The organism is Novosphingobium sp. 63-713, from assembly GCF_001898925.1.
GTDB lineage: Bacteria > Pseudomonadota > Alphaproteobacteria > Sphingomonadales > Sphingomonadaceae > Novosphingobium.
Window position 1 is genome coordinate 26630 of sequence record NZ_MKVS01000005.1, and the last position, 26251, is coordinate 52880.

The window sequence follows — 26251 nt, forward strand, 5'->3', positions numbered from 1 at the left end:
TTCTGCGCCATGAGCTCCCCATTACATTCGCCCGCTCCGCTTCAGGCCCCAGCCCTAATTCAAGCCAAAGTGCTGGAAGGCATCATCCATGCCGCCGGGCTGACAAGGCTGGAGGCTTCGCGCCTGCTGGCCGTGGAGGGGCTGCGCCTTGAAAGCCTGTCGGGGCAGAACGGCGCGGACGGCATGCCCCCCACCGTGCCGCTGGCCACCTATATGCGATTGTTCGAAAGGCTTGCGCAAAACACCGGCAGGCCGACGCTTGGCCTGGATCTGGCGAACCGGATGGGGCCGGGGCTGGTCGGGCCGATCGGCTATGTCCTGCTTTGCTCTCCCACGCTGAGCGCCGGGCTGGAGGCTTTTTCACAAAGTGTTTTCAGCATTCAGGGTGTGACCAGCTTCGCCTTCTCTCGCCACAGCGCGCCCATGTTGACCTATACGATCAGCGATGAGGATATGCGCCCGCGCCGCCATGATGTGGAATTCTCGCTGGCCTATGTCCATCATCTTGTCCGACAGGCACTGGATGGTGCCTTCGCCCCCCGCGAGGTCTATTTCGAACATGCCCGGATCGGCGATCTGGCCCATTATGAGCGTTTCTTTGGCTGCCCGGTCTATTTCGAACAAAGGGCCAATGCGCTGGTGCTGGATGAGGTCGATCTGGCCCGTCCGATGGCGCGCTCCGATCCGACGCTGGCGGCCATGCTGCGGCATTACATTGCGCTGATGGACCGGCGCGAGGCGGCGCCCTCGTCCCTGAGCGAAACGGTGGACCAGGTTCTCTCGGGTATCATCGGCACGCGGGCGGTGACCATTGGCGATGTCGCCGCGCGGCTTGACACCAGCGTCGATACGCTGCGCCGCCATTTGCGAAGCGAAGGCATGACCTTTCGCGGCATCCTGCGCAAAAAGCGGGCGGCCATGGCCTGCCGCCTGCTTCAGGAATCGGGCCTTTCGGTGCTCGAAGTGGCCAGTCGGCTCGGCTATGGCGAAACGGCCAGTTTCACCCGCGCCTTCATGGCCGAAACGGGCGAAACCCCTCTCACATGGCGCCGCAAGAACCGATGGCAAGGCTGATCGGCCGCCCATCCGGATCATGCAGGCGCAGGCCGGTCAGGATCGCGCCCTTGCGGATTTCCTCCACCGCCACGCCGTCACGGCGCCACAAGGCCAGTCTGGCGGCGACCTCTTGCCCGTCCGCGTCCCATTCCAACGTGATTTCGCCCAATTCGCGCCCCGCTTTGTCTGGCGGCGCGCTATAAAGGGCAAGGTCGTGATCGCTCTGGCCAAAGGAAAGAAAGATCGCGCCGCGATAGGGGCCATCAGGGCTGCGCGCGGTGATTTTCATACCGAGCCTATCGCCATACCAGCGCGCCGAAGCCTCGGCATCACGGACGAACAGCAGGATATGCGCAATGGCGGCAATCCGGATCGGCGGGATCGGCTCATTGGGTTTCATGGGGCAAATCCAATTGGGCCGGAACGCCGGGCAGCCATGCCATATCGGTGATTTCGCTGAATTCGCGGCGTTGTTTGGCCCAGTGGCGGCCGCCATCGGCGCTCATGAAAAGGTGGCCGAATTTTGTGCCCGCCATCATCACCTCCGGATCGGCCCGATGGGCGCCAAAGGCCCAAAGGCAGGAATTGGGATCACCCGCCAGTTCGGCGCTCTGCCATGTTTCGCCCGCATCCTGCGATTGCAGGATCAGCGTGGTCGTACCCGGTGTGCCATCGCCGATGCCGATCAGCACGTCCCGATCGCTGCCGGGTTTGCGCAACAGCACACGGGCATAGCGCAGGCCCCATGTATCGCGGGCGTGAAACCGCGTCCATGTCCGCCCGTCATCGGCCGAACGGTAAAGCGCGTTGACCACCAGCGCGAGGATGATCGGCACTTCGCCATCCAGAATGAGGATCGAGTGAATATCGGTGTTTCCTGCATGATCGGGCCATTGCGGGTGGATTTCCTGCCAATGGTCGCCGCCATCGCGGCTGCGGAACAGGCCCCCCGCCTCCACGCCCACCCAGACATCGAGCGGATCGCGCGGATTGACCGCCAGCGCCAGCATACGCGGGCGGCTGACCCCTGCGCAACGCTCGGGCATCAGCAGATCGGTCTGTTCCCATGTCTTGCCGCCGTCTTTGCTGCGGAAAAACGCAGCGCGAGTGGGCGATCCGGTCCCGGCGTACATGTAATCAGGATTGCTCTCCGAAACCGCCAGCTTCCACACGGCAAATCCGCTGAGCGCGCAATCGACCTGATGCCAATGCGCCCCGCAATCCTCGCTGCGGAAAAGGCCGCGCTCACTGCCCGCCCAGATCGCGCCGTTCCGGCGCGGGTCCACCAGAAGGCAGCGCACGCAATCGTCATATTCCAGATCCTGGCCCACATTGATGCGATACCAGTTCGTGCCGCCGTCGTGGCTGCGCATGATCGCCTGTCCGTCGGTCGATACCAAAAGCGTCTTTTGCATGGATATATTCCCTGACCGGCGCTTTCTCCCTCGCCGGAATGGAATCTCAATGCAACAATTACTGAAATAATAAATTGATTGTTGTCAAAACGCGATAGATCAATCAGTGATGCGAGCCGAACAGGCCGACCGGACTGTTCATCACCAGACGCACCAGATCGCTTTGCCGGTGGGTGCGGGTCTTGGCCATCACCTGCTTGAGCTGGGTTCGCGCGGTGTGGATCGAAACGCCGCGGCTCTGGGCAAAGGCTCTCAGATCTTCCCCCATACATAGATGAGCCAGCAATTCGGCCTCCACCCGCGTCACACCAAACAGGGCAAGCAACTCACCCGGCGCGGGAGAAACCCGACCGTCCGCATCACAGCCAACGATGACATGGCTGGGCCGTCCTAAAGGTTGCGGGATCGTATCGAAGCCGTCCTGCACAAGCGGCATGGCCCGGATCAGCCAGTCCCCCGCTGGCGTTGTCCAGCGCATTTCACTGGGACCATGAGACAGCAACAGACCACGCGCCGCAGTCACCAGCCGGGCGCGTTGGCCAAGGCCGCAGCGCTCAGGAGCAGCCAGAGCGGCATTCGTCATCCATCTTTGCCCGATGGCATTGGCGGTGATGATCCAGCCCGATGCATTGCAGAACAACACGCCCAAACGCATCTGGTCAATCAGGAGACGCATGCTCTCGCGTTCCCGTTCGCGCTCCGCATTTGCCACCGACAGTTTCAGCACTTCGCGGACGTGGGGCATCATTGAGGTAAGCGTCGCGCGGCAATCCTGCGCCGGCGCTTGTCCGCCATGGGCCGCATGAACGGCCAGTCCGGCCTCTCCCAATTCGCCCATCGTCATGCGTGCGCCGATAAACTGGCCGAGCCCGCTGTTGCGCAGCTTTTTCTGCCATTCGGCCACTTCATCGCTCAAGATATCGGGAATATGGCTGTCCTCAAGCATCACAACCCCGCTGTGCACCGGATTGAGCGCGGCAATCGTGCGCGGGTTGATGTCATCCATCGCGCCCAGATCGGCGAAATCGGCCGGGGTCTGCGAACAGCCGACCATCCAGCGATGGCGCAAACGGTCTGCCCGGCGATGAAACCAATGAATGGTGACGCTGCCCGCCCCGGTGCGGGCGCGCAAGGCGTCCAGCACAATCGTCAATCGCCTTGAATCATGCGCCGCGCCATAGAGATGGCCCAGAATACCGGCATCATCCATCACCTGTTTCCCCTGACAGATCGGCGGCTTTCAGGTGCCTTGAGTCGCGCAGGATTGGCAGCCGCAGCACTACGTATTGATGCAACAATTCTGTAAATTCCTCCATTATTTTTGCAAATATTTGTCACACAATACCGTAAATGGGTGATGCCCCCCGGATCGGCCCGCATCACCATGGCGCCAGAGCAACAGACTCTCTGGGAGCATAAGCAATGGGGAAAACAAGCATACTGGCCTTGGCGATCTGCGCCTGCGCCGCAACGCCCGCGCAAGCGCAGAACGGTGCGCCGCCTTCGGATAATGGCGGCGGGCTAGACACGATCATGGTGGTGGCCCGCAAGCGACAGGAAAATGTTCAAAGCGTACCCATTTCCATCACCGCGCTGACCGGCGCCGGGCTGGCCGAGCGCAGCGTCAACCGCGTAACCGATCTGGTCGCATCGGTGCCCAATATGTCGCAGGATGGCGGCGGCGCCGTGCTGGGGGCGATCGGCATTCGCGGCGTGGTTTCGCAAACGCGCAATATCGGTTTCGACAGCGGGCTTGGCGTCTATGTCGATGGCGTGCTTACCGTGCGGCCCAGCGGCGCGGATCAGGAATTGCCCGATATTGCCACGCTGGAAGTTCTGCGCGGGCCGCAGGGAACGCTGTTTGGCCGCAACACCACCGCCGGGGCCATCAACATCACCACCCGCAAGCCCAGCCTTGACCGCACCATTGCCGAAGGCAAGGTGGCGGTGGGCAATCTGGGGCTGGCCGAAGCCAGCCTGTTTGCCACCGCGCCCATCATCACCGACAAGCTGGGCATCAAGGTGGCCGGTTCGATTGCCGGGCGCGACGGCTATATCACCAATGTTTATGACCATTCCAAGGTCAACAACCTCAACCGCAAATCACTGCGCGGCGGGCTGTTGTGGCAACCTTCGCCCTCGCTGGACATCGCGCTGACGGGAAGCTGGCTCAAGCAGGCCGACCGTATGATCCTGGGCCAACCGGCCAGCAATACCGCAGGCGGCCTTGCTGGCCTGCCGGGCTATTACGCCGATCCCTATACCGTGTCGCAGGACCATCCCAGCCAGCAGACACGGGACATATGGACCGCAAATCTCAACATCGACTGGCATCTGGGCGCTTACACCATCACCTCGATCAGCGCCTATGGCGACAATCGTTCGCGGTTGATCGTCGATAATGACTCGCGCCCCTTGCCCCTGTCCTATTCGGATTTTCAGGATGGCGCCAAACAGTTCACACAGGAACTGCGCCTCGCCTCACCCACCAGCGGCAGCGTCGATTATCTGCTGGGCTTGTATTATCTGCGTCAGGATGCCGATTCAAACCGCGCGACGGTGGCCTTCGGACCTCCGGGGCCGGGCGCGTTTTTCGGCACGATTTCGAGCATTTCCAGCCTCAAGACCGACGCCTTCGCCGGTTTTGCCAGCGGCAACTGGCGCCCGCTGCCCGGCCTGACCCTCAGCGGCGGCCTGCGCTATAATCTGGAGACCAAGGATCTGGTGTTCAATCAGACCAACACATCCTTTGTCCCACTGCCCGATCTTTCCGCACGACTGCATCGCCGCGACACCAATGTCTCGGGCAATGCCAGCATCACCTATCAGGTGCTCCGCGATACGCGGATCTATGCCAGCATCGCGCGCGGTTTCAAAAGCGGCGGGTTCAACCCCGACATCGTGGGCGACACCAACATCAGCTTTGGTCCGGAAAACGCATGGTCCTATGAGGCAGGGTTCAAGTCGGACCTGCTGGACCACAAGCTGCGCATCAATGCGGCGGCTTTCTACACCGACTACAAAGACCTGCAGGTCTCCGCGCTGGTGGGCGCCGCGTTCCAGATCCGCAATGCCGCAGCGGCCAAAATCAAGGGCTTTGAAGTGGAAGTGACCGCCAAACCCATACGCGCGGTCGAACTTAACTTCGGCGCGGGCTATACCGATGCCACCTATAAGGATTTCCCCGGCTGCGCTCCGGCCACCAATTGCGCGGGCAACCGCCTGCCCTTCGTTCCGCGCTTTTCGCTTAACGCAGGCGCACAGATCGGTCAGGATCTGGGCGCGGGCAGGCTGACCGGGCGGATCGACGTCAACTGGCACAGCAGCACTTATTTCGAGGCGACGAATACCGCAGACGGCAATCTTCCCGGATATCTGTTGGCCAATGGCCGCCTTGCCTACAGCTTTGCCCAGGATCACCTGTCAGTGGCGCTGTTTGCCCGCAACATGTTCGACAAGCGCTATCGGGATTACTCCTTCTATCTCGCGCCTTTCTCCGAGCGGCTGGACCGCTGGGCGCCGCCGCGCACCTACGGGATCGAACTGGGCGCCAAATTCTAACCTAAAGGGCGCGGCTTGCGGGATTTCTCCGGCATGCCGCGCCCGCTGTTTCAGGGACATTTCCATGCCTTCTCGTCTGACCGCCTGCGTCATGGCCGCGCTGCTGGCCACCACCATGGCCACCCCTGCCATGGCCCAGTTTCAGGATGCCATCACGCCTGCCGCCCCGGCCCCGGCCGAAACCATCTATATCAACGGCCATATCGCCACGCCCGATGGCTGGCGGACCGCTTTAGCCCTGGGCAAGGGCACCATTCTGGCCATTGGCAACGAGGCGCAGATGAGCGCCCATCGCACCGCCGCCACGCGCGTGGTGGATCTGGGCGGGAAAACGGTGCTGCCCGGTCTGATCGACATGCATGTGCATGCGGTGGACGCCGGGCTCCACGCGCGCGAATGCGCCTTTCCCCAAGGCTCCGCCGCGCCTGCCGTGGTGGCAGCGGTCAAGGCCTGTGTCGAGGCCGCAAAACCGGGCGCGTGGGTTGTCGGCGGGCAATGGGATGCATCCTCGCTGGGCAAGGTTGCGCCCCATCGCCGCATTCTGGACGCCATCGCACCCAAGGTGCCGGTCGTGCTGCATGACATCAGCCTGCACAGCGTCTGGGCCAATTCGGCCGCGCTGGCCGCCGCGGATATTGACCGCAAGACGCCCAACCCGGCAGGCGGCGTGATCGAGCGCGACAGTAAGGGCGAACCTACCGGAATCCTGCGCGAAAACGCTGCCATCTTGCTGCTCAACAAAGTGCCCTCTCCCAGCGACGAGGACCGCGTGGCGGCCTTGCGCCAGGCCACGCAGGCGATGCTGGCGCAGGGCATCACCGCCTATGAAGAGGCTCTGATGGCCACGGCCAATGCTCGCGCCTATGCCGCTCTGGCCGATACGGGCGGTCTGGCCCAGCATGTGCGCACCTGCATGTGGGACAGCGATCAGGGCCTGATTACCCAGCGCCATCTTTATGCAAGGCCGGGGCTGGACGTTTCCTGCATCAAGATGATCCTCGATGGCGTACCCACCGAATCCCACACCGCCGCCATGCATGATCCCTATGCCGATGCGGCGGCCTTTGGCGATGCAAGCCGCGCCAAGGGATCGCTCATCATCGCGCCCGAGGCGATCAAGCAGCGCCTCACGCGCTATGACGCGGCGGGGCTTACGGTGAAGCTACATGCGGCCGGCGACGCCTCGGTGCATGCCGCACTCGATGCGATCACCGCCGCGCGCAAGGCCAATGGCGCCTATGGCCCGCACCACGAAATCGCCCATGGCAATTTCATCCTGCCCGCCGATATTGGCCGAGCGCGCGATCTGGGCGCCACCTTTGAATTCTCGCCCTATATCTGGTTCCCCAGCCCCCCGGTTCAGGACCTATACCACACCGTCGGCGCCGAACGCATGGCGCGTTTCACCCCCGTGCGCGAGGCGCTGGACGCGGGCGCGCGGGTGGTGATCGGTTCGGACTGGCCGGTCGTGCCTTCGATGTCGCCATGGGTGGCGATCGAAACGCTGGTCACGCGCGAAACTCCGGGGGGCGGCGCCACCAGCCTTGCCCCTTCCCAGAAAGTCAGCGTGGCCGAAGCCCTGCGGATGATGACTGTTTCGGCGGCCATGCAACTGGGCGTGGGTGACAAGGTGGGGACACTGGAGCCGGGGCGGCAGGCCGATTTCATCGTCATCGACCGCGACATTTTTGCCATTCCTCCCCGTGAAATCCATGCCACCAAGGTGCTGCTTACGGTGATCGCGGGCAAGGAGGCCTATCTGGCTAACCCATAAAGGAAAACGGGCGCTGGTATGATCCCGGCGCCCGTCCTGCTGCAACTTTGATGCGATGATGGGCCGGATTACAGGCCCATCATCGCATATTTGATTTCCATATATTCCATCAGCCCATGCGCCGAACCCTCGCGGCCAAAGCCGGACTGTTTCACCCCGCCAAAGGGCGCCACTTCGCTGGACAGGCGACCGTCGTTGACCGCCACCATGCCATATTCCAGCGCCTCCATCATCCGCCATGCGCGGCCCATATCGCCGGTGAAGAGATAAGCAGCCAACCCGTAAGGAGTATCATTGGCGAGCGCGATAGCCTCCTCTTCGCTGGCGAAGCGGATGACCGGAGCAACGGGGCCAAAGATCTCGCCGCTGGCCAGATCCATATCGGGGGTGACGCCCGTCACCACGCGGGGCGCGGCAAAAGCGGATGCGGCGGGCGCACCTTGCGCCTGCGCGGCAATCGTGGCGCCGCGCGCCACCGCATCATCCACCAGTTCCGACACGCGCTGGGCCTCCTTCGGCGAGATCAGCGGACCGATCTGCGTATCGGCCAGCAATCCGTTGCCCACCTTGAGCGAAGACACTGCCGCCGCCAGCTTTTCGACAAAGGCGTCATGCACCGCATCATGAACAAGGATGCGATTGGCGCAAACACAGGTCTGCCCGGCATTGCGGAATTTGGCATCCATTACGCCGCGCACCGCGCGATCCAGATCGGCATCATCCATCACGATCAGCGGCGCATTGCCACCCAGCTCAAGGCTGAGGCGCAGCACCTGATCAGCGGCCTGCGCCATCAGGATCTTGCCCACGCGGGTCGATCCGGTGAAGCTGAGCTTGCGCACTTTGGGATGGGTGCAGAACAATTGCCCCACCGCCGCCGACTGGCCCGAAGGCGTCACGGTGAACAGGCCCTCCGGCACACCGGCGCGGATCGCCAGTTGCTCAAGCACCAGCGCCGAGAGCGGCGTGGCCTCCGCCGGCTTGACCACGATGGAGCAGCCCGCCGCCAATGCTGGCGCTACCTTGCGGGTGATCATTGCCACGGGAAAATTCCATGGCGTAATCGCCACGCAGGTCCCCACCGGCTGACGCAGGGTCAGCACACGGCGATCCTGCGCAAAACTCGGGATGACCTCGCCATAGGCGCGTCTGCCTTCCTCGGCATACCATTGCACATAGGCGGCGCCATAGCGCACCTCGCCCAGCGCCTCGGCCAAAGGCTTGCCCGCCTCCACCGTCACCACTTCGGCCAGAACATCCTCATTGGCGAGAATGAGATTGTACCATTTCAATAGGATCGTCGCGCGTTCCTGCGCTGTCTTGGCGGCCCAGGCGGGGCGGACCTGATCGGCCCGGTCAATCGCCTCCGACACGTCCTGCACGCTCCACGACCGGATCGAGGCGATGAGTTCGCCATTGGCCGGGTTGGTAACCTCAATACCATCCTGATCGCGCAGGGACTGCTCAATATAATTAATCGCCTGTATCATGTTTCTGTCTTTATAGTGGGAGGCCTTCACAGCATCCGGGGAAGAACATCATTGGCTTTGTCGGCATCCAGAAACCGATGTTTGAAAACACCCGCCACATGCAGCCCCACCAGCCCGAGCAACGTATAGGCAAGCACCTTGTGCAGCAGTTGAAACACGGCAAAGGCCTTGTCATTCTTGGGCAGCAGTTCAGGCACTTCCAAGCCGAAGAAGGGCACGCCATCGCTCTGCGTAAAGCTTGCGGACATGCTATAGCCCATCAAGGGCACGACAAAGGCCAGCACCAGCATGGCAACATGCACGACATGCGACAGATGCGCCTCCCAGGGCTTGAGCCCGGCAGGAGGCTGCGGCAGGCGGCTTTGCCAACGGATCGCCAGTTGCACCACCACGATCAGCCAGACCAGCACGCCAAACTCCTTGTGCATGGGATAGAGCGTGGTGAACTTGATGCTGGCCGTATCGGGCAGCGAGGTCATCGTGAAGCCCACGGCGATCAGCCCAAGTATCAGCCCCGCGCGCAACCAGTGCAGCAGGCGCATGGCGAGGGGATAGCGGTTCACTGGCTCCATGGCTGACATGCCTTCCTTTGCGTTCATCGGATCAAAGATAAATGCCGCGCGAATATCCGCCGTCCAGAGCAATGGACTCGCCATTGATCGAGCGCCCGGCATGTCCGGCCAGAAATACCACGAGATCGCCGATTTCGGCCGGATCAATGACCCGCCGCGTCGGCACCTGCGCGACAAATTCGGCTTCGACCTGCGCAGCCGTTACGCCCCGCTCATGGGCCATTTCGCCAAACAGTTCCACCAGATGCGGGCTGGCCACGATGCCGGGATGGATCGTGTTGACCCTGATCCCGTCGGGCCCAAGCTGATCGCCCAGAACCCTGGTGAAATGACTGATCGCCGCATTGCGCAAACCGCTCAGCGTGTCCGACGAGCGTCCGGTCAGGCCACCGATATTGACAATCGCGCCCCCGCCCCTTTGCCGCATGCCGGGCGCAAAGGCCTGAATATAGCGCAGATAGCCGCCCACCTTGGTGTCCAGATCGCCCATCAAAGCATCGACATCAACCGTTTCGATGGCTCCGCCGATGGGCGTGCTGCTGGCCGCGACATTGACAAGCAGATCGATCCCGCCGACCTGCCGCGCCAGTTCAAGCACACTCTGCGCATCGGTGGCGTCCGAGGTGATCGCACGGGCGCCCAGTTGCCGGGCCGCCGCCTCAAGCGGCTCGGCCCGGCGCGCGGTGATGAACACCTGCCATCCATCGGCCACCAGCCTTTGGACAATCCCCGGCGCAATCCCGCCGCTGCCCCCGGTAACGAGTGCAACCCGGCTCACGGCAATTCCACCGCGATCAGCATCGGCCCGTTGCAGGCCAGCCCCTGATCCAGCGCTTCGCCCAATTGCCCTGCCTCGGTCACGCGCAGGGCCGGAACGCCATAGGCCTTGGCCAGCGCCACCCAGTCGGTGGCTGGATCGTCCAGCACCGTCATGCCCGCAATCGCCGGATGGGCCAGATCGGCCTGCGCGCGGCGCAGTTCGGTCTGCAAAATACCATAGCGATGGTTGGCCGCGATGATGATCGTGATCGGCAGCTTTTCATGCGCCATGGTCCAGAGCGACTGAACCGTATATTGCGCCGATCCATCCGATTGCAGACTGACCACCCGCTGCCCCGGCGCGGCCAAAGCGGCCCCCAGCGCACAGGGCAGGCCCTGGCCGATAGCGCCGCCGGTGTTGGTCATCACCCGGTGGCGGGCTGCGCGATGCGCCTCACGCAGCCAAGGGCCGCCAAGGGTCGAGCCTTCCAGCGAAATGATCGCATCCTCCGGCAGGCGCGGCAGCAGGGCCTCGACCACGGCATCGGCATTGAGACCAACCGGCGCGGCAGGGACCGACGGCAATGCGGGCAAGTCGCCCTCCGACCCATCGAGCAAAGCGGCCAACGCCTCCAGCGCGGCGGTCCCATCCTCGTTCGCCTCGGTCAGCAGGGCAAGCCGCTCATCGGGCACCAACTGGCTGGGATAGCCTTCATAACCGAAATAGCTGATCGGCATACGCGCGCCCACCAGTACCACCGTGGCATCGCCCAACTGGCGGATGACGTCATCGGGGAAATAGGCCTGTCGCTCGACACGCGGCAGATCACCCCCCAGTGTGACAATCGCCGGATAAGGCTCCATCAGGATGCGCGCGCCGGTGCGGCGCGCCACCTTTTCGGCCGCGCGAATGCCCGCCTCGCCCAGCGTATTGCCGCCCAGCAGCAGCACCTTTTCCTTGCCGCCGCGCAGCTTTTGCGCGACGCCTGCGATCCGGGCCGCCGGGGCCGCCACGGGCGCGGTATCGCCCAGATCGTCCGGCTGATCCGAAACGGCGGGCGCGTCCATCACATCGGTGGGCAAGACCAGCGTGGTGATCGCACCGGGCGCTACGCGCGCCGCGCGCAGCCCCCGCGCAGCATCCTTGCCCAATTGCGCGGCATCGCTGGTGTAAATCACCTCGGCCGAAACCGGCGAGGCAAGCGAGCGGATGTCACTGGTCAAAGGCGCGTCATAGGCCAGATGCCATGTCGCATGATCCCCGATCAGATTGACAATGCGCGAATGGGCGCGGCGCGCATTGTGCAGATTGGCGATGCCATTGGCAAAACCCGGCCCCAGATGCAGCAGCGTCAGCGCCACTTCGCCCGAAACGCGCGAATAGCCGTCGGCGGCCCCCGTGGCCACGCCTTCGAACAGGCAAAGCACGGTCTTGAGTTCGGGCACATCGGCCATGGCGCGCACCATGGTCAGCTCGGTCGTGCCGGGATTGGCAAAGCAGATGCGCGCGCCGCCCAGACGAAGCGTCCGCAACAGGGCAACCGCGCCATTTTCCTCAATCTTGCTCACCTGACCCTTGCTCCCCAATGTTGGGCTTATTCGCCCGATGCCTGCGCGGATGCCACGCCGGCCAAAAATCCGGCCACCAGACCGTTGAATTGATCCACCCTGTCGTCATGGACATAGTGGCTTGCACCCTCGACGCTGACATGGGTGATGCGCGGATTGCGCCGCTCCATGTCCCGCACCGTATCAAGCGGGCAGAAATCCGATTTCGCCCCACGGATTACGAATGTCGGCACGCGCAGACTTTCCACCACCGGCCAGAGATCGACCACCCGCGCTGGGTCGGGATCGAGCCGCGTGGCGCTGATCCCTGCGGCGTCATAGCGCCAGCCCACCCGCCCATCAGGCGTCTCGCGCAGACTCTCCCACAACCGCTGTTCCAGCGCGGCAAGGCTGACACTGGGGCGGGTGCGGCGCCAATAGGCCCGCGCCTCACTCCAATCGTCGAAGCTGAGCGGCAGGGCGGCCATTTCGGCTTTGATCCGCTCGGCCCCGGCCCCGCTGATCGAGGAACCGGGCGCGATGTCCTCGATAATCAGCGCATTGAGCCGTTCGGGATGTCTGACCGCATAGACATAGGATGTGGTTCCCCCCATCGAATGGCCCAGCAGCACGAAGCGCTCCAGCCCCAATCCATCGACCAGCGCCTCCAGATCGGCCAGATAGGCGTCGGTGTAATAATTGGCCTGCGCATCCCAATCGCTTTCGCCACGCCCGCGCTGGTCCAGCGCGATCACGCGCCAGCCCGCGCCCAGCGCCGCCGCCAGCGCCCGCCATGTGCCGGAAAAGCCGCGCAGCCCATGCAGGGCGACAAGGGCAGGCGCATCGGCCCGCCCCCATTCCCGCACACGCAAACGCAGGCCATTGGCCTCGATGAACGAAACGCGCTCATCGCCAAGGCCGACGGGCTGTGCAGGCGGCCTGTTGTCCGCCATCAGGTTTTGCGCATCAGCCATGGCTTATACCAACCCGTCTTCGCCCTTGACCTCGCTGGCCTTCAATCCGCCCAGACGGGCGTTGAGGCGCCCGCGCGTGGCAAAGGCCCAGATCAGGATCACTTCATCGCGGTTCGGCCCGTCGTTGAAGCTGACGCTGATCGTGTCATAATGCGAACGGACATAAAGCGCGTCCTTGTGCGCCAGCGGAATGTCCACAATCGTGCCGGGCCCGCCGCGCTTGCCGGTCGAGGGAACCCAGCTCTTGCCGCCGCCCAGCGCGTCGCGCACCGGATTCGCCGCCGGATTGGTCAGCAGCGCATTGCCATGCTCATATTCGCAATCGGTGCCGACCAGGATCGACTTGCCATAGCTCTCGATCGCCTTGCCGCCGCTCAACTCATTGAGGCGACGGCCGATTTCCACGCCCAGCGCGGGCGAGGCGTCGATCCAGCCGGTCAGGTCCTGAACATACTGTCCGGCATAGGGGCAGTGAATGGCCGCGGCGATCACATATTTGTAGATTGGTTCGCCATCCGCCGGCGCGCCGGTTTCGCCGGCCAGTGTTTCATCGACAAAACCATACCACTTGCGGATGTGGAAAGGGCCGAAATTGGGGGTATGCGTCTTCATGAATTCTCTCCGGAATAGGGTATCAGATCCTGCTGTCACAGCGGATCGAGATGGGTGGGGTCGGCCTGCCCGCCATTGTCATGCAACTGGGCAATCGCCTTGCCCTCGGCATGATCGATCAATTGATGAAACACCTCGAGCATGTGGCCGTCAGGGTCGTAGAAATAGATGCCCACCGAAACGCCATGATCGAGGATCTCGGCAATCCGCACGTCATTGGCCAGCAGATGGCCATAGGCGCGGCGCAGATCGTCCATGGTTCGGCTGACCAGTTGCAGGCCGATATGTTCGAATTCCTTGCCCGTCGTGGCGCCTTCCTCGGCGGGGAACAGCGCGATGTCATGATCGCTCTCGCCAAAGGTGAGGAATACGCCGCCCTTGTAGGGCCCGTCTTGAACGCGGGCGGAAACCTCGGTGCCCAGAACCTTGTTGTACCACAGGGCCGAGGCGTCCGGGTCCTTCACGTAAAGGACGATATGGGCAATCCGCTTCACATTAATGGGTTTCATGGGGCAGCTCCATGTCCGACGGTACGCCGGGAACCCAGGCCATACCGGTAATTTCGCTGAATTCGCGCCGCTGTTTTACCCAGTTGCGCCCGCTGTCATCGCTGATGAAAAGATGCCCGAACTTGGTGCCCGCCATCATCAGGTCGGGCAAAGCCGGATTGGCGCCAAAGGCCCACAGACAGGAATTGGGCTGATAGTCCAGCTTGCTCTCGGCCCATGTGGCCCCTGCGTCCGCAGACACCAGCACCGCCGCCGTATTGCCCGGCGTGCCGTCGCCAATGCCGATCGCCAGTTCGCGGTCGCTGCCCGGTTTGCGCAGCAGCACGCGGGCATAGCGCAGGCCCCAGGTTTCGCGGGCATGCATACGGGTCCACGTCTGTCCGCCATCGGTCGAGCGGTAAAGCGCGTTGACCACCAGCACCAGAACCGTGTCTTCCTGACCAGCCGGGGCGGGCAAGATCACGATGTCATGGATGTCGGAATTGCCCGCATGATGGGGCCATTCCTCATCCAGCCGCGCCCATGTGTTGCCACCATCAAGCGTGCGGAACAGGCCGCCTTCTTCCACGCCCACCCAGACATCGAGCGGATCGCGCGGATTGACCGCCAGCGCCAGCATACGCGGGCGGCTGACCCCGGCGCAACGCTCGGGCATCAGCAGATCGGTCTGCTCCCATGTCTTGCCGCCATCCTTGCTGCGGAAAAACGCAGCGCGAGTGGGCGATCCGGTCCCGGCGTACATGTAATCAGGATTGCTCTCCGAAACTGCCAGCTTCCACACGGCAAATCCGCTGAGCGCGCAATCGACCTGATGCCAATGCGCCCCGCAATCCTCGCTGCGGAAAAGGCCGCGCTCACTGCCCGCCCAGATCGCGCCGTTCCGGCGCGGGTCCACCAGCAGGCAGCGCACGCAATCGTCATATTCCAGATCCTGGCCCACATTGATGCGATACCAGTTCGTGCCGCCGTCGTGGCTGCGCATGATCGCCTGTCCGTCGGTCGATACCAAAAGCGTCTTCTGCATTTTCGCTGTTCCACTATCTGTTTGAGGTCGGCTCAAAAATCTCAGCTGAGATTGACCCACACGCTCTTTGTCTCGCTGTAGAGTTCCATCGCGGCGCGGCCATGCTCGCGGCCCCAGCCCGATTGTTTGAAACCGCCAAAGGGGCTGGCCGGATCGACCATGTTGAAACAATTGATCCAGACCGTGCCTGCCTTGACCGCCTCGGCCATGCGATGCGCGGTCTTGAGGTCATTGGTCCAGATGCCCGCCGACAGGCCGAATTCGCTGTCATTGGCCTGACGCACCAATTCTTCGGGATCGGTCCAGGTCAGGGCGGAAAGCACAGGGCCGAAGATCTCTTCGCGCACCACCCGCATGTCCGGTCCGGCCGAGGCCAGAATGGTGGGCTCAAAGAAGAAGCCCCTGACCTGTTCCGCAGGGCGGCGCCCGCCCGCCAGAACCTGTGCGCCTTCCTGCTGGCCGATGTTCACATAGCCGTTTACCACATCCCACTGTTCCTGCGAGATCAGCGGGCCAAAGGTGGTGGCGTCGTCCAGGCCATTGCCGATCTTTTGCGCGGCGGCATGAGCGGCGATGCGCTCAAGCAGCTCATCGGCCACGCTGGCATGGGCATAAAGGCGCGAACCGGCGGTGCAGGTCTGGCCCTGATTGAAGAAGATGCCCGAAGCGATGCTGGCCGCCGCAGCGTCCAGATCGGCATCGGCCAGCACGACCTGGGGCGACTTGCCGCCCAGCTCAAGGCTGACCTTCTTGAGATTGCCCGCGCTGCCGCGCACAATGGCCTTGCCGACGGCGGTCGATCCGGTGAAGGCCACCTTGTCCACGCCGGGATGTTCGACCAGCGCCGCACCCGCTTCGCCAAAACCAGGCACGACATTGATGACGCCCGCCGGGAAGCCCGCCTCCAGCGCCAATTCACCAAGGCGAAGCGCGGTGAGCGGGGTCTGTTCAGCAGGCTTGAGGATGACGCAGCAGCCCGCCGCCACGGCCGGGGCGATCTTCCATGCCGCCATCGACATCGGATAGTTCCACGGCACGATCAGCCCGGCCACGCCCACCGGCTCACGGGTGGTGTAATTGAGGATGTGCGCGCCGCTGCGGGGCGAGACAGGCAGCGTTTCGCCGCCAAACTTGGTGGGCCAGCCCGCGAAATAACGAAACGTCTTGATCGAACCCTCGATCTCCACGGCCTTGGTGAACAGCCACGGCTTGCCGTTGTCGAGACATTCCAGCACAGCCAGTTCATCGGCATGCTGCTCGATCAAGTCGGCAAGGCGATAGAGCAAGAGCGAGCGGTCATTGGCGTTCATCTTGCGCCATGCCGGATTTTCAAACGCCCGCCGGGCAGCGGCCACCGCGCGGTCGATGTCGGCTGCCCCGCCGCGCGCCACCTGTGCGATTTCCTCGCCGGTGGCCGGGTTGATCGTGGCAAAGCTTTCGCCCGAAAGCGCGGGAACCCGCTGGCCGTCGATCAGCAGGCCCTGAACCTTGCCCGCCATGTCACGGGTCAGACGCTCCGCCACGTCATAGGCATTTTCCACCAAGGCCATAGAATTTCTCCCCAATTTCCATCCGCGCAAAGCTGCTTTGAAGCGCCCGGGCGGCAAAAATTCCTGTGATGCGCCGCAAAGGCATGCGTCGCCAAGGCTCGGCATTCCCGAGTCGAGTTAGGGATAGCGCGACATCAAAAAGGAAACAATCAAAAAGTTTTTCCATTTTCTGTTGCTATAACGAGACAATCTGGGCATGATTGCTCTCAACAAGAAATCAATGGGGAAGAATCGTCATGACACAGGCTCCTTGGGCAGGCCCGGAAGCCTTGCTGGCACAATCCCTGGCTCATGCGCATGCCACCGGCCACGCCTTGGGGCATGTCGAGAGCGAGATTGCCGCCGCACTAACGCTGGATCAGGCTTATCATGTGCAGCAGGCCGTCTTTGAGCTGCGCGGTCTGCCGCTGGCAGGCTACAAGCTGGCCGCGACCAGCCTGCGCGCGCAGGAAGCGATGGGGCTGGACGGCCCGCTGGTGGGCCGAATTACGGCGCCCGAACTTGTGGCGTGCCCGTTGGCTGTGCCGATGGATCGCCCCGTTTATGCCGAGGCCGAACTGCTGGTCCGCATCGGCGATGATCTGCCCGTGATGTCCGACGCGCCCTCCCTGGCGAGGATGGCCGAAGCGGTCGATCGGGTCTGGCTGGGTCTGGAAATCTGTTCGAGCCGGTTTGCCGATGATGATCTTTCCCCCTCGGGCATCGTGGCCGACAATGGATTGCTCAACGCGATCGTAACGGGCGATTTGCTGGCCAATGGCTGGTCCGAGGAATTGGCAGAAGGCACCGTAGTGCTTCAGCCCGAAGGAGCAGAGCCGGTTTACGGAGCCGCAAGCGCCGTGATGGGCCACCCCTTGCTGGCGCTGGGCTGGCTGGCGGCATGGCTGGGGCGGCGGGGCGAACACCTGCGACGGCATCAGATCATCGCTTGCGGCAGCATGACGGGAATTACACAAATCGCATCAGACAAGAGCGTGACCGCACAATTCGGCACACCGGACAATAAGACAGCAGGCACGGTTATGACCACCTTTGCCAAGGATCAGATGAGGAGCAAAGCATGACATTCGAATTGGGCGTGGCCGGAAAGGTGGCCATCATCACAGGCGGCGGCGTGGGCATCGGCAAGGAAACGGCGCGCAAACTGGCCGCTGCGGGCGCAAAGGTTGTGATCGCCGCGCGCACCAAGGCAACGCTGGAAGCCGCCGCCGCGCAATTGCGCGAGGAAACCGGCGGCGAGGTTCTGGCCATCCCTGCCGACACCACCAGCATGGCGGCGGTGCAGGCTCTGGTCGACGCCACGGTCGCACATTTCGGCGGGGTCCACATTCTGGTCAATTGCGCGGCGGCCCCCGGCGGCCTGGTGCGCAACGCCATCGAAGAGGCCGATGAGGACGCGCTGCTGCTCGATCTCAACACCAAACTGATGGGCTATTTCCGCACCGCCAAGGCCTGCGCCCCCCATATGCGCAAGGCGGGCTGGGGCCGTATCGTCAATGTCGGCGGCCTGACGGCGCGCTGCACCGAGGCCCTGAGCGGGATGCGCAACGCGGCGCTGGTGCATTTCACCAAAACGCTGTCCGATGAACTGGGTCGTGACGGCATCACCGTCAACATCATCCATCCGGGCGTGACCCGCACCGAACATATAGAACAGTGGTTCAACGAAATGGCCGCCGAAGAAGGCACCACGTTTGAAGCCATTGTCGAGCGCGAGGCCGGCGCCCCTGCCGCGCTCAAGCGTATGCTTGAAGTACATGAAGTGGCCGATCCGATCGTGTTTCTGGCCAGCGAACTGGGCAGCGGCATCACCGGGGAATCGATTGCTGTCGATGGCGGCCTGTCGCGCGCGGTGTTCCTGTAATTCACCCAATGTCGGGAAAAGATAGAGCCAGACCTCGATGACCGGGTCTGGCTCTATTATTTTTCAATCGTCTTTCGTTTGCTCGCAGACATATTCGTCAATGCGATACTCTCGCGGCTCGCGCTTGTAGAGAAATGTGAAAGTATAGGGCCGGGTAAGATATTGAGGATCGGTGATGGTCACATCATCGGCCAGAATCCCGTCAGGCCGCACGTGCAATTTCTCACGCACCACCATGTCGGCCGAATGCGGGATGTCGGCATATTGCACATCCTCGCGCACACCGGCTGTTTCCACCTCCAACGCCTCGCCCGCCCAATGGCCTGTCGACCGCCCGAAATAGCCCGGATTGATGCTCTTGATCGGAGGCAGCGGTTCATCAAGATAGATACGCCGGATTTGCGACATGAATTCGCCCAGCACCGTCACCTGCTTGAGTGCCGGATTTTGCAGGATCTGCAAGGCGTAATGCGCGCCCATCAGGCCGGGGACCCCTTCGGGCAGACACCGTGAACTGGGGGTTGGCAAGGGCGCGCCCGCAGCATCGGCATCGGCGCGGCGCTTCTGCATGGCGCGCCATTGCGTCAGGTAAGGCTCGCGCAAGGGCGGCTCCACCACCTGCAGCTCGGGCGGGTCGGGCATACCCGAAAATGTGTCGGGATAGGCCGGATAGCGGTTCCAGACCCCGGAAAAATCGGGTTCGGCCCAAACCGGGGTGCTGGTCAGCGCTGCAAGAGCGCTGACCACGACAAATACCCGACGCCTCATTTGCGCGCCGTCAGGGTGAGACCGATCGTGCGGGGGCGGAAACTGCCCGCACGATACCAGGTCGAAATCGGCGAATCGTGATAAAGCGCCAGCACAGGCTGGCTGTCGGTCACGTTATTGGCATAGAGGCTGAGATCAAGATCGGCCCAGTTTGCCTTGATCCGGCCACCGACGCGCAGATCGAGTTGCGAGGTTGCGGGCGGACGCGGCAAGGCCGGGTCGACCAGCGGCGAATTGACGTTGACCGGTGTGCTGTTGTGGCTGTTGTAAGAGAAATCGGCGCGGGCATAGCCCTCGATGCCGCCAACGGGATGGGTGAATTCACCATTCAACTGGAATGACCAGGGAGCCACAGCGAAAGGCTCTCCGGCCTTGCGGATGGTGCTGCCGTTGGGTCCCGGAATAGAGGTGGTATAACGCGCATTGGTATAGGCCACCGAAGCGCCAAGCGTCAGCGAGGGCACGGGGCGCACAGTGACTGCAAGATCGAACCCGTCAACCTTGGCCGAGCCAAGATTGAGCGCGGCATAGATGGAACAGGTCGGCAGCGCAAAGAGCGTCTGCACATTGTTCCAGTCGATGTGATAGACCGAGGCATCCATCGCCAGCTTGCCGCCAAACAGACGGTTCTTGCTGCCCGCCTCATAGCTCCAGATCGAGTCCGGCTTGACGTTGAGCGAGGCGAGCGGATCAAATCCGATGGCCGCCGCATCGCTGCTGCATGTCAGGCCCACCGGCGGCGATACGCCGGGGCCGCGCACCCCCTTGGCCGCGCTGACATAGAACATGTTGCGCTGGTCGGCCTGAAACGTCACGCCAAGGCGCGGGGTGAAAGTGCGGCTGGTGATGCCCAGACTGTCGGTACGGCCGGGGGTGGTGTAGAGCGGCCCGGCGGTGAAGCCTTCAAACTGATATTTGGCAATCGTGTAGCGCCCGCCAAGGGTCAGCTTCAGCCGGGGCACCACTTCATAGTCAGCCTGCGCATAAGCGGCCATTTGCTGATCGCGGTGGGTGTTGCGCTGAAACACGCTGAACTGGCCCTGATAGAGATCGACCCCATAGGCATCCATCAGCGAGGAGTAGGGCGGATTGCCGTTCTGGGCCTGGCCATAGTTGACGACATCAAGCAACTGCGGATCGCTGCCGGCATATTGGTCCTGCACAAAGGAGCGCTGATAGAACAGGCCGACGATCCAGTTGAAGCGGTCATTGGCATTGTTGTTCTGCAGGCGCAGTTCCTGCGTGAAGGATTTCTGGATCGTGTGGCTTTGCGTGCCCGGCGCATAGTTCTGGAACTGGCTGGGGATGGAGCCGACCACGCCGCCGAACAGCGTCAGGCTAAGCGTGGCGTCATCGCTCTGCGTCCGCGTGGTGCGGTGGAAATAGGACGTATCGGAAACCAGCGTGGCGCGGCCCAGATCAAGCTCGACCTTGAGTGCGGGCAGATAGAAATCGTCGCGGTGCCGCTCCGGCTTCGTGTTCAGGCTCAGCCGTTGGTCGGCATGGGCCAGATCGGAGGTCGCCAGTTCAAAGCGCGAACCATCGGCAATGTTCTGATACTGATAGAAGATCGACGGGGTGATCGTCAGCCGATCCGTGGCCCGTGCGCCCAGCGCAAGACGCAGCGATACTGTATCGGAACTGTTGATGTCCTTTTGCGTAACCTGTTTGGTGGTCCGATCCAGACGGTCGATATAGCCGCCGTCATGGCGGGTCCATGCGCTGACGCGAAAGCCGATCTTGTCGGTAACGATCGGCGCGCCAAGCGCCACCCCGGCCTCATAGCTGGCCGCGCCATTATGCGTGCTGCCCACTTCGGCGCGGTCATACATGGAAATCTTGTCAAAGCTGGGCTTGGGCATGATGAAGCGCACCGCGCCGCCCACCGAGCCGCTGCCGAACAGCGTGCCCTGCGGCCCGCGCAGCACTTCGACGCGATCAAGATCGAACACCTGCGGATAGGGATTGCTCAGCGACGGACTGACCCCGACGCGGGTCTGTACGGGCGTATCGTCGATATAGACGCCGGTGGTGGGAATCCCCGAAGCGGAGTCGATGCCGCGGATCGCAATCGAGGTCTGGCCTGTGCCGTAAAGGACGGCGGACTGACCAAAGGTGATGCCCGGCGTGACCTGCGCGATATCGGCGATCGAGCGCACGCCCTGCGTATCAAGTTCCACGCTGCTTTTGGCCACCACGCTGGCCGGAACGCGGCTGAGCGATTGCGCCTTGCGCGTGGCGGTGACGACAATCTCCCCCGGAGCCGGCATATCGGCATTGCGCGCGGCGGTGGCGCTTCCCCCATCCTGCGCCAGCGCAGGTGATGCCACCAGCAAGGCAGGCAAGACGAGCCCCGCCAGCAGATCGTTGCGCAAGTGTGTGACACGTTGCGCGCGCTGCGTCGAAGTCATTGTTATTTCTCCCTGTAACATGTGTCCCGCCGCCATTTTCCGCGCTGTTCGCGCACGGCTGAGCAACCGCACGTTGCTGTGAAGACTCCTGTCAAGACGAAGGTTTTACTGTTGCGAAACCGTTACATTAACCGCATTCCGGGCCAAAGACGGCGCCCCATCCCAACCCCTGACGGAAATCGGGATTATATTTCCTTCTTGCAACAGATTTGGTATATTGCCTGATATTGTTTACTTTATGAGGTTTCAGTGCCCGACGAATCGTCATCTGCCTCCCCACCTTCCGGCGATCTCTCCGATAGCTTTGCCGCCGAAGTTGCGCAGATGCGCAAGACCATCGCGGCGGGTCGGTCGGTACTGCAACTGCGTCTGTTCGATTACCTTGCGGAGCGATCAGGCGACGTCCGCGCACCCAAGGAGATCGAGGTCGCACTTGCCGTGTTCGGCGTCGATGGCGTTCAGGATTCGGCAGCGGATTCCGGTGTGCGGGTTTACGTTCACCGCCTGCGCAAACGGCTCGACGATCACTATCGCGGCCACACCGGCCAGCGCCTGATCATTCCCAAGGGCGAATATCGTATCGCGCTGGCCATGCCCGATAAACAGGAGCCGATACCGCAACAGCCCCCACCGGCTCCTCCGCCGCCCATCATCAAACAGACAAGGCCCTGGTGGCCGATTCCGGCTGCGGCCGGACTTGGGGTGGCATTCCTGACGGCATGGGCGTTCTGGCCCGTCCCGGCGCAGCAGGATGCGCAGGACAGGCCCAGCGTGCTTTCGCGCGGACTGGATGCCGGAACGCCTCCCACCATTCTGGTGGGCGATGCCTATGTGCTGGCCGAAACCGGGGATCGCAAGACGGTGCGGCGTATGATTTTGGACCCGGCCATCAATTCCCGCGAGGATCTGGGCCAGCATATCCGTACGCATCCCGAGGAATTCTATCGCCTCTTCGATTTTGATCTGCACTTTACGCCTGTCGCCAGCACCCAGGCCGCATGGACCATTCTGCAGGCCCTGCCCAATCTGGGCGAAAACCCGCACCGCCGCCCCATTGTGCTGGCTGCCTCCAAACTGAAGCCAGCCATGCTGCAGGCGGGCAATGTGGTCTATGTCGGACGCCTTGCCAATCTTGGCCCGCTGTCGGCAACGGTGGGCGGTGCCACGCAATTCCGGCTGACCGCCAAGGACACCATGACCGACCCGGCCAGCGGACAGGTTTTTCGCGCCTCGCCCGCCCTTGCGAGCGAACATGCTTTGCGCACGGATTATGGTTATTTGGCCAACCTGCCCGGCCCGACGGGGCGCGGGCTGCTGATCAGTGCGGGCATGGGCGATTTCGCCACCGACCAGATGGGCAGCATTGCCACCAGCCCGACCAGTCTTGACCAGATTTCAGCCCGGATCGGCCGGAAGCGCCATTTCGAGGCGCTTTATGAGTTTCAATTTCGCGACGGCATGCTCATAGACAGCCGCCTTGTCGCCGCCCACGGCCTGCGCTGATCGGCGGCGCCGTCAGAGCGGTGCGTCCCACCCGCGAACCGGCACGATCTCCAGATTACCGATCCTGCCATTGGCGGCCTTGCTAAGCCGCACCTCAACCACCTGATCGCGATAGCGCGCACGATAGCGCCAATAGGGTTCGCCACATTGCGTGGATTTGGCAAAAAGCGCGAGTTCCTCTCGCGGCCCTGCTCCCTGCAACAGAGTCACATATTGCCCCACCAATTCTTTCAGATCGAGGTCCGCATAATCGGTAAAGCCGCCAGCCGCCACGCGATCGGCCGCAATAGCATCCAGCAAGGCGGCCACTTGAGCGGTCATGGCCCGATCCGTTTCGGCCATCGGGGCCGCCTTTGCCCGCACCAGCGCGGGTTCGGTCAACCCGGCCAGATCACGCGCCAGCGCCTCAGCATCCGCCCCTTCCCCGTTGGCCAGCACCACGACGGTCAATTCCGGCTTGAGATAACGGATCGAGAAGGTCTGAAAACCCTGCCACGATCCGCCGTGCCACCACGCCTTGTCGTCCTGATACCACCCAAGACCATAGTTGCAGGCCGCCCCATTCTCCAGACGCGCGGGCTGGCCCATGGCCGCCCAAGAGGCTTTGGCCAACAGGCTCTGTCGGCTCAAGGCGGCGGCCCATGCGGCATAATCCAGTACAGAGAGGTAAAGCGAGCCATCGGCCGTGGAATTGGCCGCTGCGGAAATCCACTCGGCATTGCGCAAATGGCCATCGCGCCGCTCATAACCGGCCGCCCGGTTGGGAATGATCGCCATTTCATCAATACCGCGCGCCCGCGTCATGCCCAGCGGAGCAAAGACCTTGTCGGCCAGATAGCGCGCATAAGGCTGCCCCGTCACACGGGCCATCACCTGCCCCAGCACCACATAATCGACATAGCTGAAACGCCAGCGCGAGCCTGCGGCAAAGTTCAGCTTTTCATGGGCGATGATGTCGAGCATCTGGGCATCGGTATATTCCACGCGGAAATCGCCATTGGGCGTGGCAGGCAATCCAGACGTGTGGTTCAGCATCAGGCGCAGGCTGACAGGCTGCCAACTTGTCGGCAATTCAGGCAGATAGCGCCGCACCGAAGCATCCAGATCGAGCTTGCCTTCCTCGGCCAGGAGCAAAACCCCGGCGGCCGTGAATTGCATGCCCAGGGCGCCGGTCTTGAACAGCGTGTCGGGATGGACCGGCGCCTGATGCTCGATATTGGCAAAGCCGAAGCCTTCGACACGCACGGGTTGCCCATCGCGCAGGATCGCCACGGCCACGCCCGGCACATCGCCCCGCGCCATTTCCTGCCGCACACGTTCCTCAATGGCGTCGGCGCGAACAAGTGTCGGCGCAAGGCCCATCGACAAGAGCATCGCGGCCAGCACCGCTTTCAAAGGCATGATCGTCATTGCATCATCACACCATAGGTTTTTCACACTGTGCATTGCACAAACGGCCCGAAATTTGCCAGTTGCGGCCTGTTCCGCAGGCGCGACTAAGGCGCGGAGGCCGCTTCATTCAGCCAGTATTCCGGCGCCGGTGCGGAATTGTCCCATATCCCCTGCACCTTGGCGGGGCGATCGAGCAGCCAGGTCGAACCCAGATGGGCGCTGCCCAATGTGCGCACCTGAAACAAGGCCTCAAAACCGCCGCCGCATCCGATCCGCCCATGCGCCACAGAGCGCATCCTTCCGGCATCCGTGCTCAATTCCGCCATCTCGCTCAGGCCCGGATCGTGAAGAGAAGCGATGAACAGGACCGTATTGCCCGCCGGTCCCGGCAGACAGGCCAAATAGCCATAATCGCGCCGGGCAATGCGCTCGTCGTGAAGCTCCATCCCATCCGATTGATAGCGCTTGCCGTCCACCGTATCGACCAGTCCGTTCAGCCCGGCATCAAGGCGGAAACGCGATGCCTGCGTCAGGGGATCACGCAGCAAGGTGCCGATCCCGCCCATTTGCCCGATGTAGATAATGTCGGAAACCTTCAGGACATCGGGCGTCAATTGTGATGCGGCTATCAACCGGATGGCCCGGTCGCGGAATGCCTCGTCGCGCATCAGGGCCGCCCGGATCGTGGCAGCCGCCGTCATGGTGGCGGCTGTGACGTAATGCTGGTCCATATCCGTCACCGTTTCGGCTTTCTGCGGATTGAGCATCTGAAAGATGATAAGATCCTCCCGCGTGGGCACACTGTGATCCCAGACCTCCCGCAAGGGCTGCTCCGCAGGTGCGGAGGGCGGCGTTTCGGTGAAAAAGTAATAATCGCCCATCACCACCGTCACGGGTCGGTTGCTGCCTGCAAGCGCAGACCATGGCGAGATCGTGGCCAGCGTATTTCCCCTGTCATGCTGCCACCAGACCAGCGTGCCCGCGCCCATGATCACCGCCAGCAGCAACAGCAGCCACGCCGCCCTTTTTGCCCGCGCAGGGGGGCGCGAATCTACCGGACTGTTCTCGGCAGGCGTCTCGTCAGGCTCGCCAACCTCGCCCGCCAGTTCCAACCGATAGGTGCCGGCGGGCAGACGCAGGAATGGTCCATCCCGAGCGGCAAATTCGGCCTCGATGAGTTTGCGCAAGCGGTGGATATAGACCCGCACGTTGGCATCCGGGCGATAGGCCGGGCTGCGCGCATCAATGAAGACAGCCGCAGCAATCTGGGATTCAGAAGGAGCGGTCGGCTCGTCGGCCTGCGCCACCAGATAATCGAAGAGCGCGAGGAGCCTTTCCGACCGGGTGCGCTCCAACGCCGCGCGCATCCGCACCACCGCCGCATCCATGGCCTGCGAATGCGCATCGAGCGCGGGAGATCGGGAAAGCGAAGCGCTCGACATGGGGAAATCACTCGTCTTCAAAACTCA

Annotated in this window: 23 protein-coding genes; 6 read left to right on the plus strand and 17 right to left on the minus strand. The window is 62.7% G+C overall.

Annotated elements, in window-relative coordinates; genetic code table 11:
- Positions 1-9: 9 nt before the first annotated feature.
- Entirely contained in the window at positions 10-1074 is a 1065-nt protein-coding gene (locus BGP00_RS01260; RefSeq protein WP_292924331.1) for an AraC family transcriptional regulator, read from the plus strand.
- Here BGP00_RS01260 and BGP00_RS01265 read toward each other — a convergent pair.
- The 3 genes from BGP00_RS01265 to BGP00_RS01275 form a co-directional block, all read right to left on the minus strand.
- On the minus strand, positions 1040-1456 hold the full coding sequence (locus BGP00_RS01265; protein ID WP_168601267.1) for a VOC family protein: 417 nt from the start codon (positions 1454-1456) through the stop codon (positions 1040-1042). The two genes, BGP00_RS01260 and BGP00_RS01265, sit on opposite strands and share 35 nt — an antisense overlap.
- Positions 1443-2471, minus strand: a complete 1029-nt coding sequence (locus BGP00_RS01270) for a glycosyl hydrolase (protein WP_292925679.1) — start codon at positions 2469-2471, stop codon at positions 1443-1445. Before BGP00_RS01270 ends, BGP00_RS01265 begins: the two co-directional genes overlap by 14 nt.
- Before the next feature lie 103 nt (positions 2472-2574).
- Positions 2575-3681, minus strand: a complete 1107-nt coding sequence (locus tag BGP00_RS01275; protein WP_292924765.1) for a helix-turn-helix transcriptional regulator — start codon at positions 3679-3681, stop codon at positions 2575-2577.
- Between the two features lie 212 nt (positions 3682-3893).
- Here BGP00_RS01275 and BGP00_RS01280 point away from each other — a divergent pair, with 212 nt between their 5' ends.
- Positions 3894-6032, plus strand: coding sequence for a TonB-dependent receptor (locus BGP00_RS01280; RefSeq protein ID WP_292925680.1), 2139 nt, complete (start codon positions 3894-3896; stop codon positions 6030-6032).
- A gap of 64 nt (positions 6033-6096) precedes the next feature.
- Positions 6097-7806 carry an amidohydrolase gene (locus tag BGP00_RS01285; protein WP_292924771.1) on the plus strand — a complete coding sequence of 570 codons (1710 nt, stop codon included), beginning with the start codon at positions 6097-6099 and terminating at the stop codon, positions 7804-7806.
- Positions 7807-7874: 68 nt separating this feature from the next.
- Here the strand turns inward: BGP00_RS01285 and BGP00_RS01290 are convergent, their stop codons facing one another.
- From BGP00_RS01290 to BGP00_RS01335, 10 genes are read right to left on the minus strand one after another with little or no spacing between them, the layout of a single operon-like run.
- The gene (locus tag BGP00_RS01290; RefSeq protein WP_292924773.1) at positions 7875-9296 is read right to left on the minus strand and encodes an NAD-dependent succinate-semialdehyde dehydrogenase; all 1422 of its coding nucleotides are present in this window, start codon (positions 9294-9296) and stop codon (positions 7875-7877) included.
- A 26-nt stretch (positions 9297-9322) separates the two neighbouring features.
- Positions 9323-9868, minus strand: coding sequence for a cytochrome b (locus BGP00_RS01295; protein ID WP_292924775.1), 546 nt, complete (start codon positions 9866-9868; stop codon positions 9323-9325).
- Positions 9869-9899: 31 nt separating this feature from the next.
- Positions 9900-10646 (minus strand): SDR family oxidoreductase, encoded by a 747-nt coding sequence (locus tag BGP00_RS01300; RefSeq protein WP_292924777.1) that lies wholly within the window; start codon positions 10644-10646, stop codon positions 9900-9902.
- Complete coding sequence (locus tag BGP00_RS01305) at positions 10643-12196, minus strand: acetolactate synthase large subunit (protein ID WP_292924779.1); 1554 nt, start codon at positions 12194-12196, stop codon at positions 10643-10645. Before BGP00_RS01305 ends, BGP00_RS01300 begins: the two co-directional genes overlap by 4 nt.
- A gap of 26 nt (positions 12197-12222) precedes the next feature.
- Positions 12223-13149: an alpha/beta hydrolase gene (locus tag BGP00_RS01310; RefSeq protein ID WP_292924781.1), complete on the minus strand. Its 927-nt coding sequence runs from the start codon at positions 13147-13149 to the stop codon at positions 12223-12225.
- 3 nt (positions 13150-13152) lie between these two features.
- Positions 13153-13761, minus strand: a complete 609-nt coding sequence (locus BGP00_RS01315) for an amino acid synthesis family protein (protein WP_292924783.1) — start codon at positions 13759-13761, stop codon at positions 13153-13155.
- Positions 13762-13796: 35 nt separating this feature from the next.
- A complete protein-coding gene (locus BGP00_RS01320; RefSeq protein WP_292924785.1) occupies positions 13797-14270 on the minus strand; it encodes a VOC family protein in 474 nt (157 codons plus the stop codon).
- The gene (locus tag BGP00_RS01325) at positions 14257-15294 is read right to left on the minus strand and encodes a glycosyl hydrolase (RefSeq protein ID WP_292925681.1); all 1038 of its coding nucleotides are present in this window, start codon (positions 15292-15294) and stop codon (positions 14257-14259) included. The genes BGP00_RS01320 and BGP00_RS01325 overlap by 14 nt, the downstream gene beginning before the upstream one ends.
- Positions 15295-15335: 41 nt before the next feature.
- On the minus strand, positions 15336-16844 hold the full coding sequence (locus tag BGP00_RS01330) for an aldehyde dehydrogenase family protein (RefSeq protein WP_292924043.1): 1509 nt from the start codon (positions 16842-16844) through the stop codon (positions 15336-15338).
- Positions 16819-17010, minus strand: coding sequence for a hypothetical protein (locus BGP00_RS01335; RefSeq protein ID WP_292924041.1), 192 nt, complete (start codon positions 17008-17010; stop codon positions 16819-16821). Before BGP00_RS01335 ends, BGP00_RS01330 begins: the two co-directional genes overlap by 26 nt.
- Before the next feature lie 70 nt (positions 17011-17080).
- On the opposite strand from BGP00_RS01335, the gene BGP00_RS01340 reads away from it, so the two are divergent.
- Both BGP00_RS01340 and BGP00_RS01345 read left to right on the plus strand, forming a co-directional pair.
- Positions 17081-17908: a hypothetical protein gene (locus BGP00_RS01340; RefSeq protein WP_292924039.1), complete on the plus strand. Its 828-nt coding sequence runs from the start codon at positions 17081-17083 to the stop codon at positions 17906-17908.
- Positions 17905-18708 carry an SDR family oxidoreductase gene (locus tag BGP00_RS01345; protein WP_292924037.1) on the plus strand — a complete coding sequence of 268 codons (804 nt, stop codon included), beginning with the start codon at positions 17905-17907 and terminating at the stop codon, positions 18706-18708. The genes BGP00_RS01340 and BGP00_RS01345 overlap by 4 nt, the downstream gene beginning before the upstream one ends.
- A 63-nt stretch (positions 18709-18771) precedes the next feature.
- Here BGP00_RS01345 and BGP00_RS01350 read toward each other — a convergent pair whose 3' ends face one another.
- Together BGP00_RS01350 and BGP00_RS01355 are read right to left on the minus strand one after the other, a co-directional pair.
- Positions 18772-19476 carry a hypothetical protein gene (locus tag BGP00_RS01350; protein WP_292924035.1) on the minus strand — a complete coding sequence of 235 codons (705 nt, stop codon included), beginning with the start codon at positions 19474-19476 and terminating at the stop codon, positions 18772-18774.
- Complete coding sequence (locus BGP00_RS01355) at positions 19473-21887, minus strand: TonB-dependent receptor (RefSeq protein WP_292924033.1); 2415 nt, start codon at positions 21885-21887, stop codon at positions 19473-19475. The genes BGP00_RS01350 and BGP00_RS01355 overlap by 4 nt, the downstream gene beginning before the upstream one ends.
- A 324-nt stretch (positions 21888-22211) precedes the next feature.
- Here BGP00_RS01355 and BGP00_RS01360 point away from each other — a divergent pair, with 324 nt between their 5' ends.
- The gene (locus tag BGP00_RS01360; RefSeq protein WP_292924031.1) at positions 22212-23390 is read left to right on the plus strand and encodes a helix-turn-helix domain-containing protein; all 1179 of its coding nucleotides are present in this window, start codon (positions 22212-22214) and stop codon (positions 23388-23390) included.
- Between the two features lie 12 nt (positions 23391-23402).
- On the opposite strand, the gene BGP00_RS01365 is transcribed toward BGP00_RS01360, so the two are convergent.
- Both BGP00_RS01365 and BGP00_RS01370 read right to left on the minus strand, forming a co-directional pair.
- Positions 23403-24800 carry a serine hydrolase domain-containing protein gene (locus BGP00_RS01365; protein ID WP_292924029.1) on the minus strand — a complete coding sequence of 466 codons (1398 nt, stop codon included), beginning with the start codon at positions 24798-24800 and terminating at the stop codon, positions 23403-23405.
- Between the two features lie 86 nt (positions 24801-24886).
- Positions 24887-26224: a helix-turn-helix domain-containing protein gene (locus BGP00_RS01370; protein WP_292924027.1), complete on the minus strand. Its 1338-nt coding sequence runs from the start codon at positions 26222-26224 to the stop codon at positions 24887-24889.
- Positions 26225-26251: the final 27 nt, after the last annotated feature.

What these genes read in the sequence shown, in the direction of transcription:
- BGP00_RS01355 (WP_292924033.1), bottom strand. Translation starts at nt 21,887, where the DNA reads ATGACTTCGACGCAGCGCGCGCAACGTGTCACACACTTGCGCAACGAT.
- BGP00_RS01315 (WP_292924783.1), bottom strand. Translation starts at nt 13,761, where the DNA reads ATGAAGACGCATACCCCCAATTTCGGCCCTTTCCACATCCGCAAGTGG.
- BGP00_RS01345 (WP_292924037.1), top strand. Translation starts at nt 17,905, where the DNA reads ATGACATTCGAATTGGGCGTGGCCGGAAAGGTGGCCATCATCACAGGC.
- BGP00_RS01270 (WP_292925679.1), bottom strand. Translation starts at nt 2,471, where the DNA reads ATGCAAAAGACGCTTTTGGTATCGACCGACGGACAGGCGATCATGCGC.
- BGP00_RS01285 (WP_292924771.1), top strand. Translation starts at nt 6,097, where the DNA reads ATGCCTTCTCGTCTGACCGCCTGCGTCATGGCCGCGCTGCTGGCCACC.
- BGP00_RS01335 (WP_292924041.1), bottom strand. Translation starts at nt 17,010, where the DNA reads ATGGAAAAACTTTTTGATTGTTTCCTTTTTGATGTCGCGCTATCCCTA.
- BGP00_RS01265 (WP_168601267.1), bottom strand. Translation starts at nt 1,456, where the DNA reads ATGAAACCCAATGAGCCGATCCCGCCGATCCGGATTGCCGCCATTGCG.
- BGP00_RS01330 (WP_292924043.1), bottom strand. Translation starts at nt 16,844, where the DNA reads ATGGCCTTGGTGGAAAATGCCTATGACGTGGCGGAGCGTCTGACCCGT.
- BGP00_RS01325 (WP_292925681.1), bottom strand. Translation starts at nt 15,294, where the DNA reads ATGCAGAAGACGCTTTTGGTATCGACCGACGGACAGGCGATCATGCGC.
- BGP00_RS01260 (WP_292924331.1), top strand. Translation starts at nt 10, where the DNA reads ATGAGCTCCCCATTACATTCGCCCGCTCCGCTTCAGGCCCCAGCCCTA.
- BGP00_RS01370 (WP_292924027.1), bottom strand. Translation starts at nt 26,224, where the DNA reads ATGTCGAGCGCTTCGCTTTCCCGATCTCCCGCGCTCGATGCGCATTCG.
- BGP00_RS01280 (WP_292925680.1), top strand. Translation starts at nt 3,894, where the DNA reads ATGGGGAAAACAAGCATACTGGCCTTGGCGATCTGCGCCTGCGCCGCA.
- BGP00_RS01360 (WP_292924031.1), top strand. Translation starts at nt 22,212, where the DNA reads ATGCGCAAGACCATCGCGGCGGGTCGGTCGGTACTGCAACTGCGTCTG.
- BGP00_RS01310 (WP_292924781.1), bottom strand. Translation starts at nt 13,149, where the DNA reads ATGGCTGATGCGCAAAACCTGATGGCGGACAACAGGCCGCCTGCACAG.
- BGP00_RS01290 (WP_292924773.1), bottom strand. Translation starts at nt 9,296, where the DNA reads ATGATACAGGCGATTAATTATATTGAGCAGTCCCTGCGCGATCAGGAT.
- BGP00_RS01350 (WP_292924035.1), bottom strand. Translation starts at nt 19,476, where the DNA reads ATGAGGCGTCGGGTATTTGTCGTGGTCAGCGCTCTTGCAGCGCTGACC.
- BGP00_RS01275 (WP_292924765.1), bottom strand. Translation starts at nt 3,681, where the DNA reads ATGGATGATGCCGGTATTCTGGGCCATCTCTATGGCGCGGCGCATGAT.
- BGP00_RS01365 (WP_292924029.1), bottom strand. Translation starts at nt 24,800, where the DNA reads ATGACGATCATGCCTTTGAAAGCGGTGCTGGCCGCGATGCTCTTGTCG.
- BGP00_RS01320 (WP_292924785.1), bottom strand. Translation starts at nt 14,270, where the DNA reads ATGAAACCCATTAATGTGAAGCGGATTGCCCATATCGTCCTTTACGTG.
- BGP00_RS01340 (WP_292924039.1), top strand. Translation starts at nt 17,081, where the DNA reads ATGACACAGGCTCCTTGGGCAGGCCCGGAAGCCTTGCTGGCACAATCC.
- BGP00_RS01295 (WP_292924775.1), bottom strand. Translation starts at nt 9,868, where the DNA reads ATGGAGCCAGTGAACCGCTATCCCCTCGCCATGCGCCTGCTGCACTGG.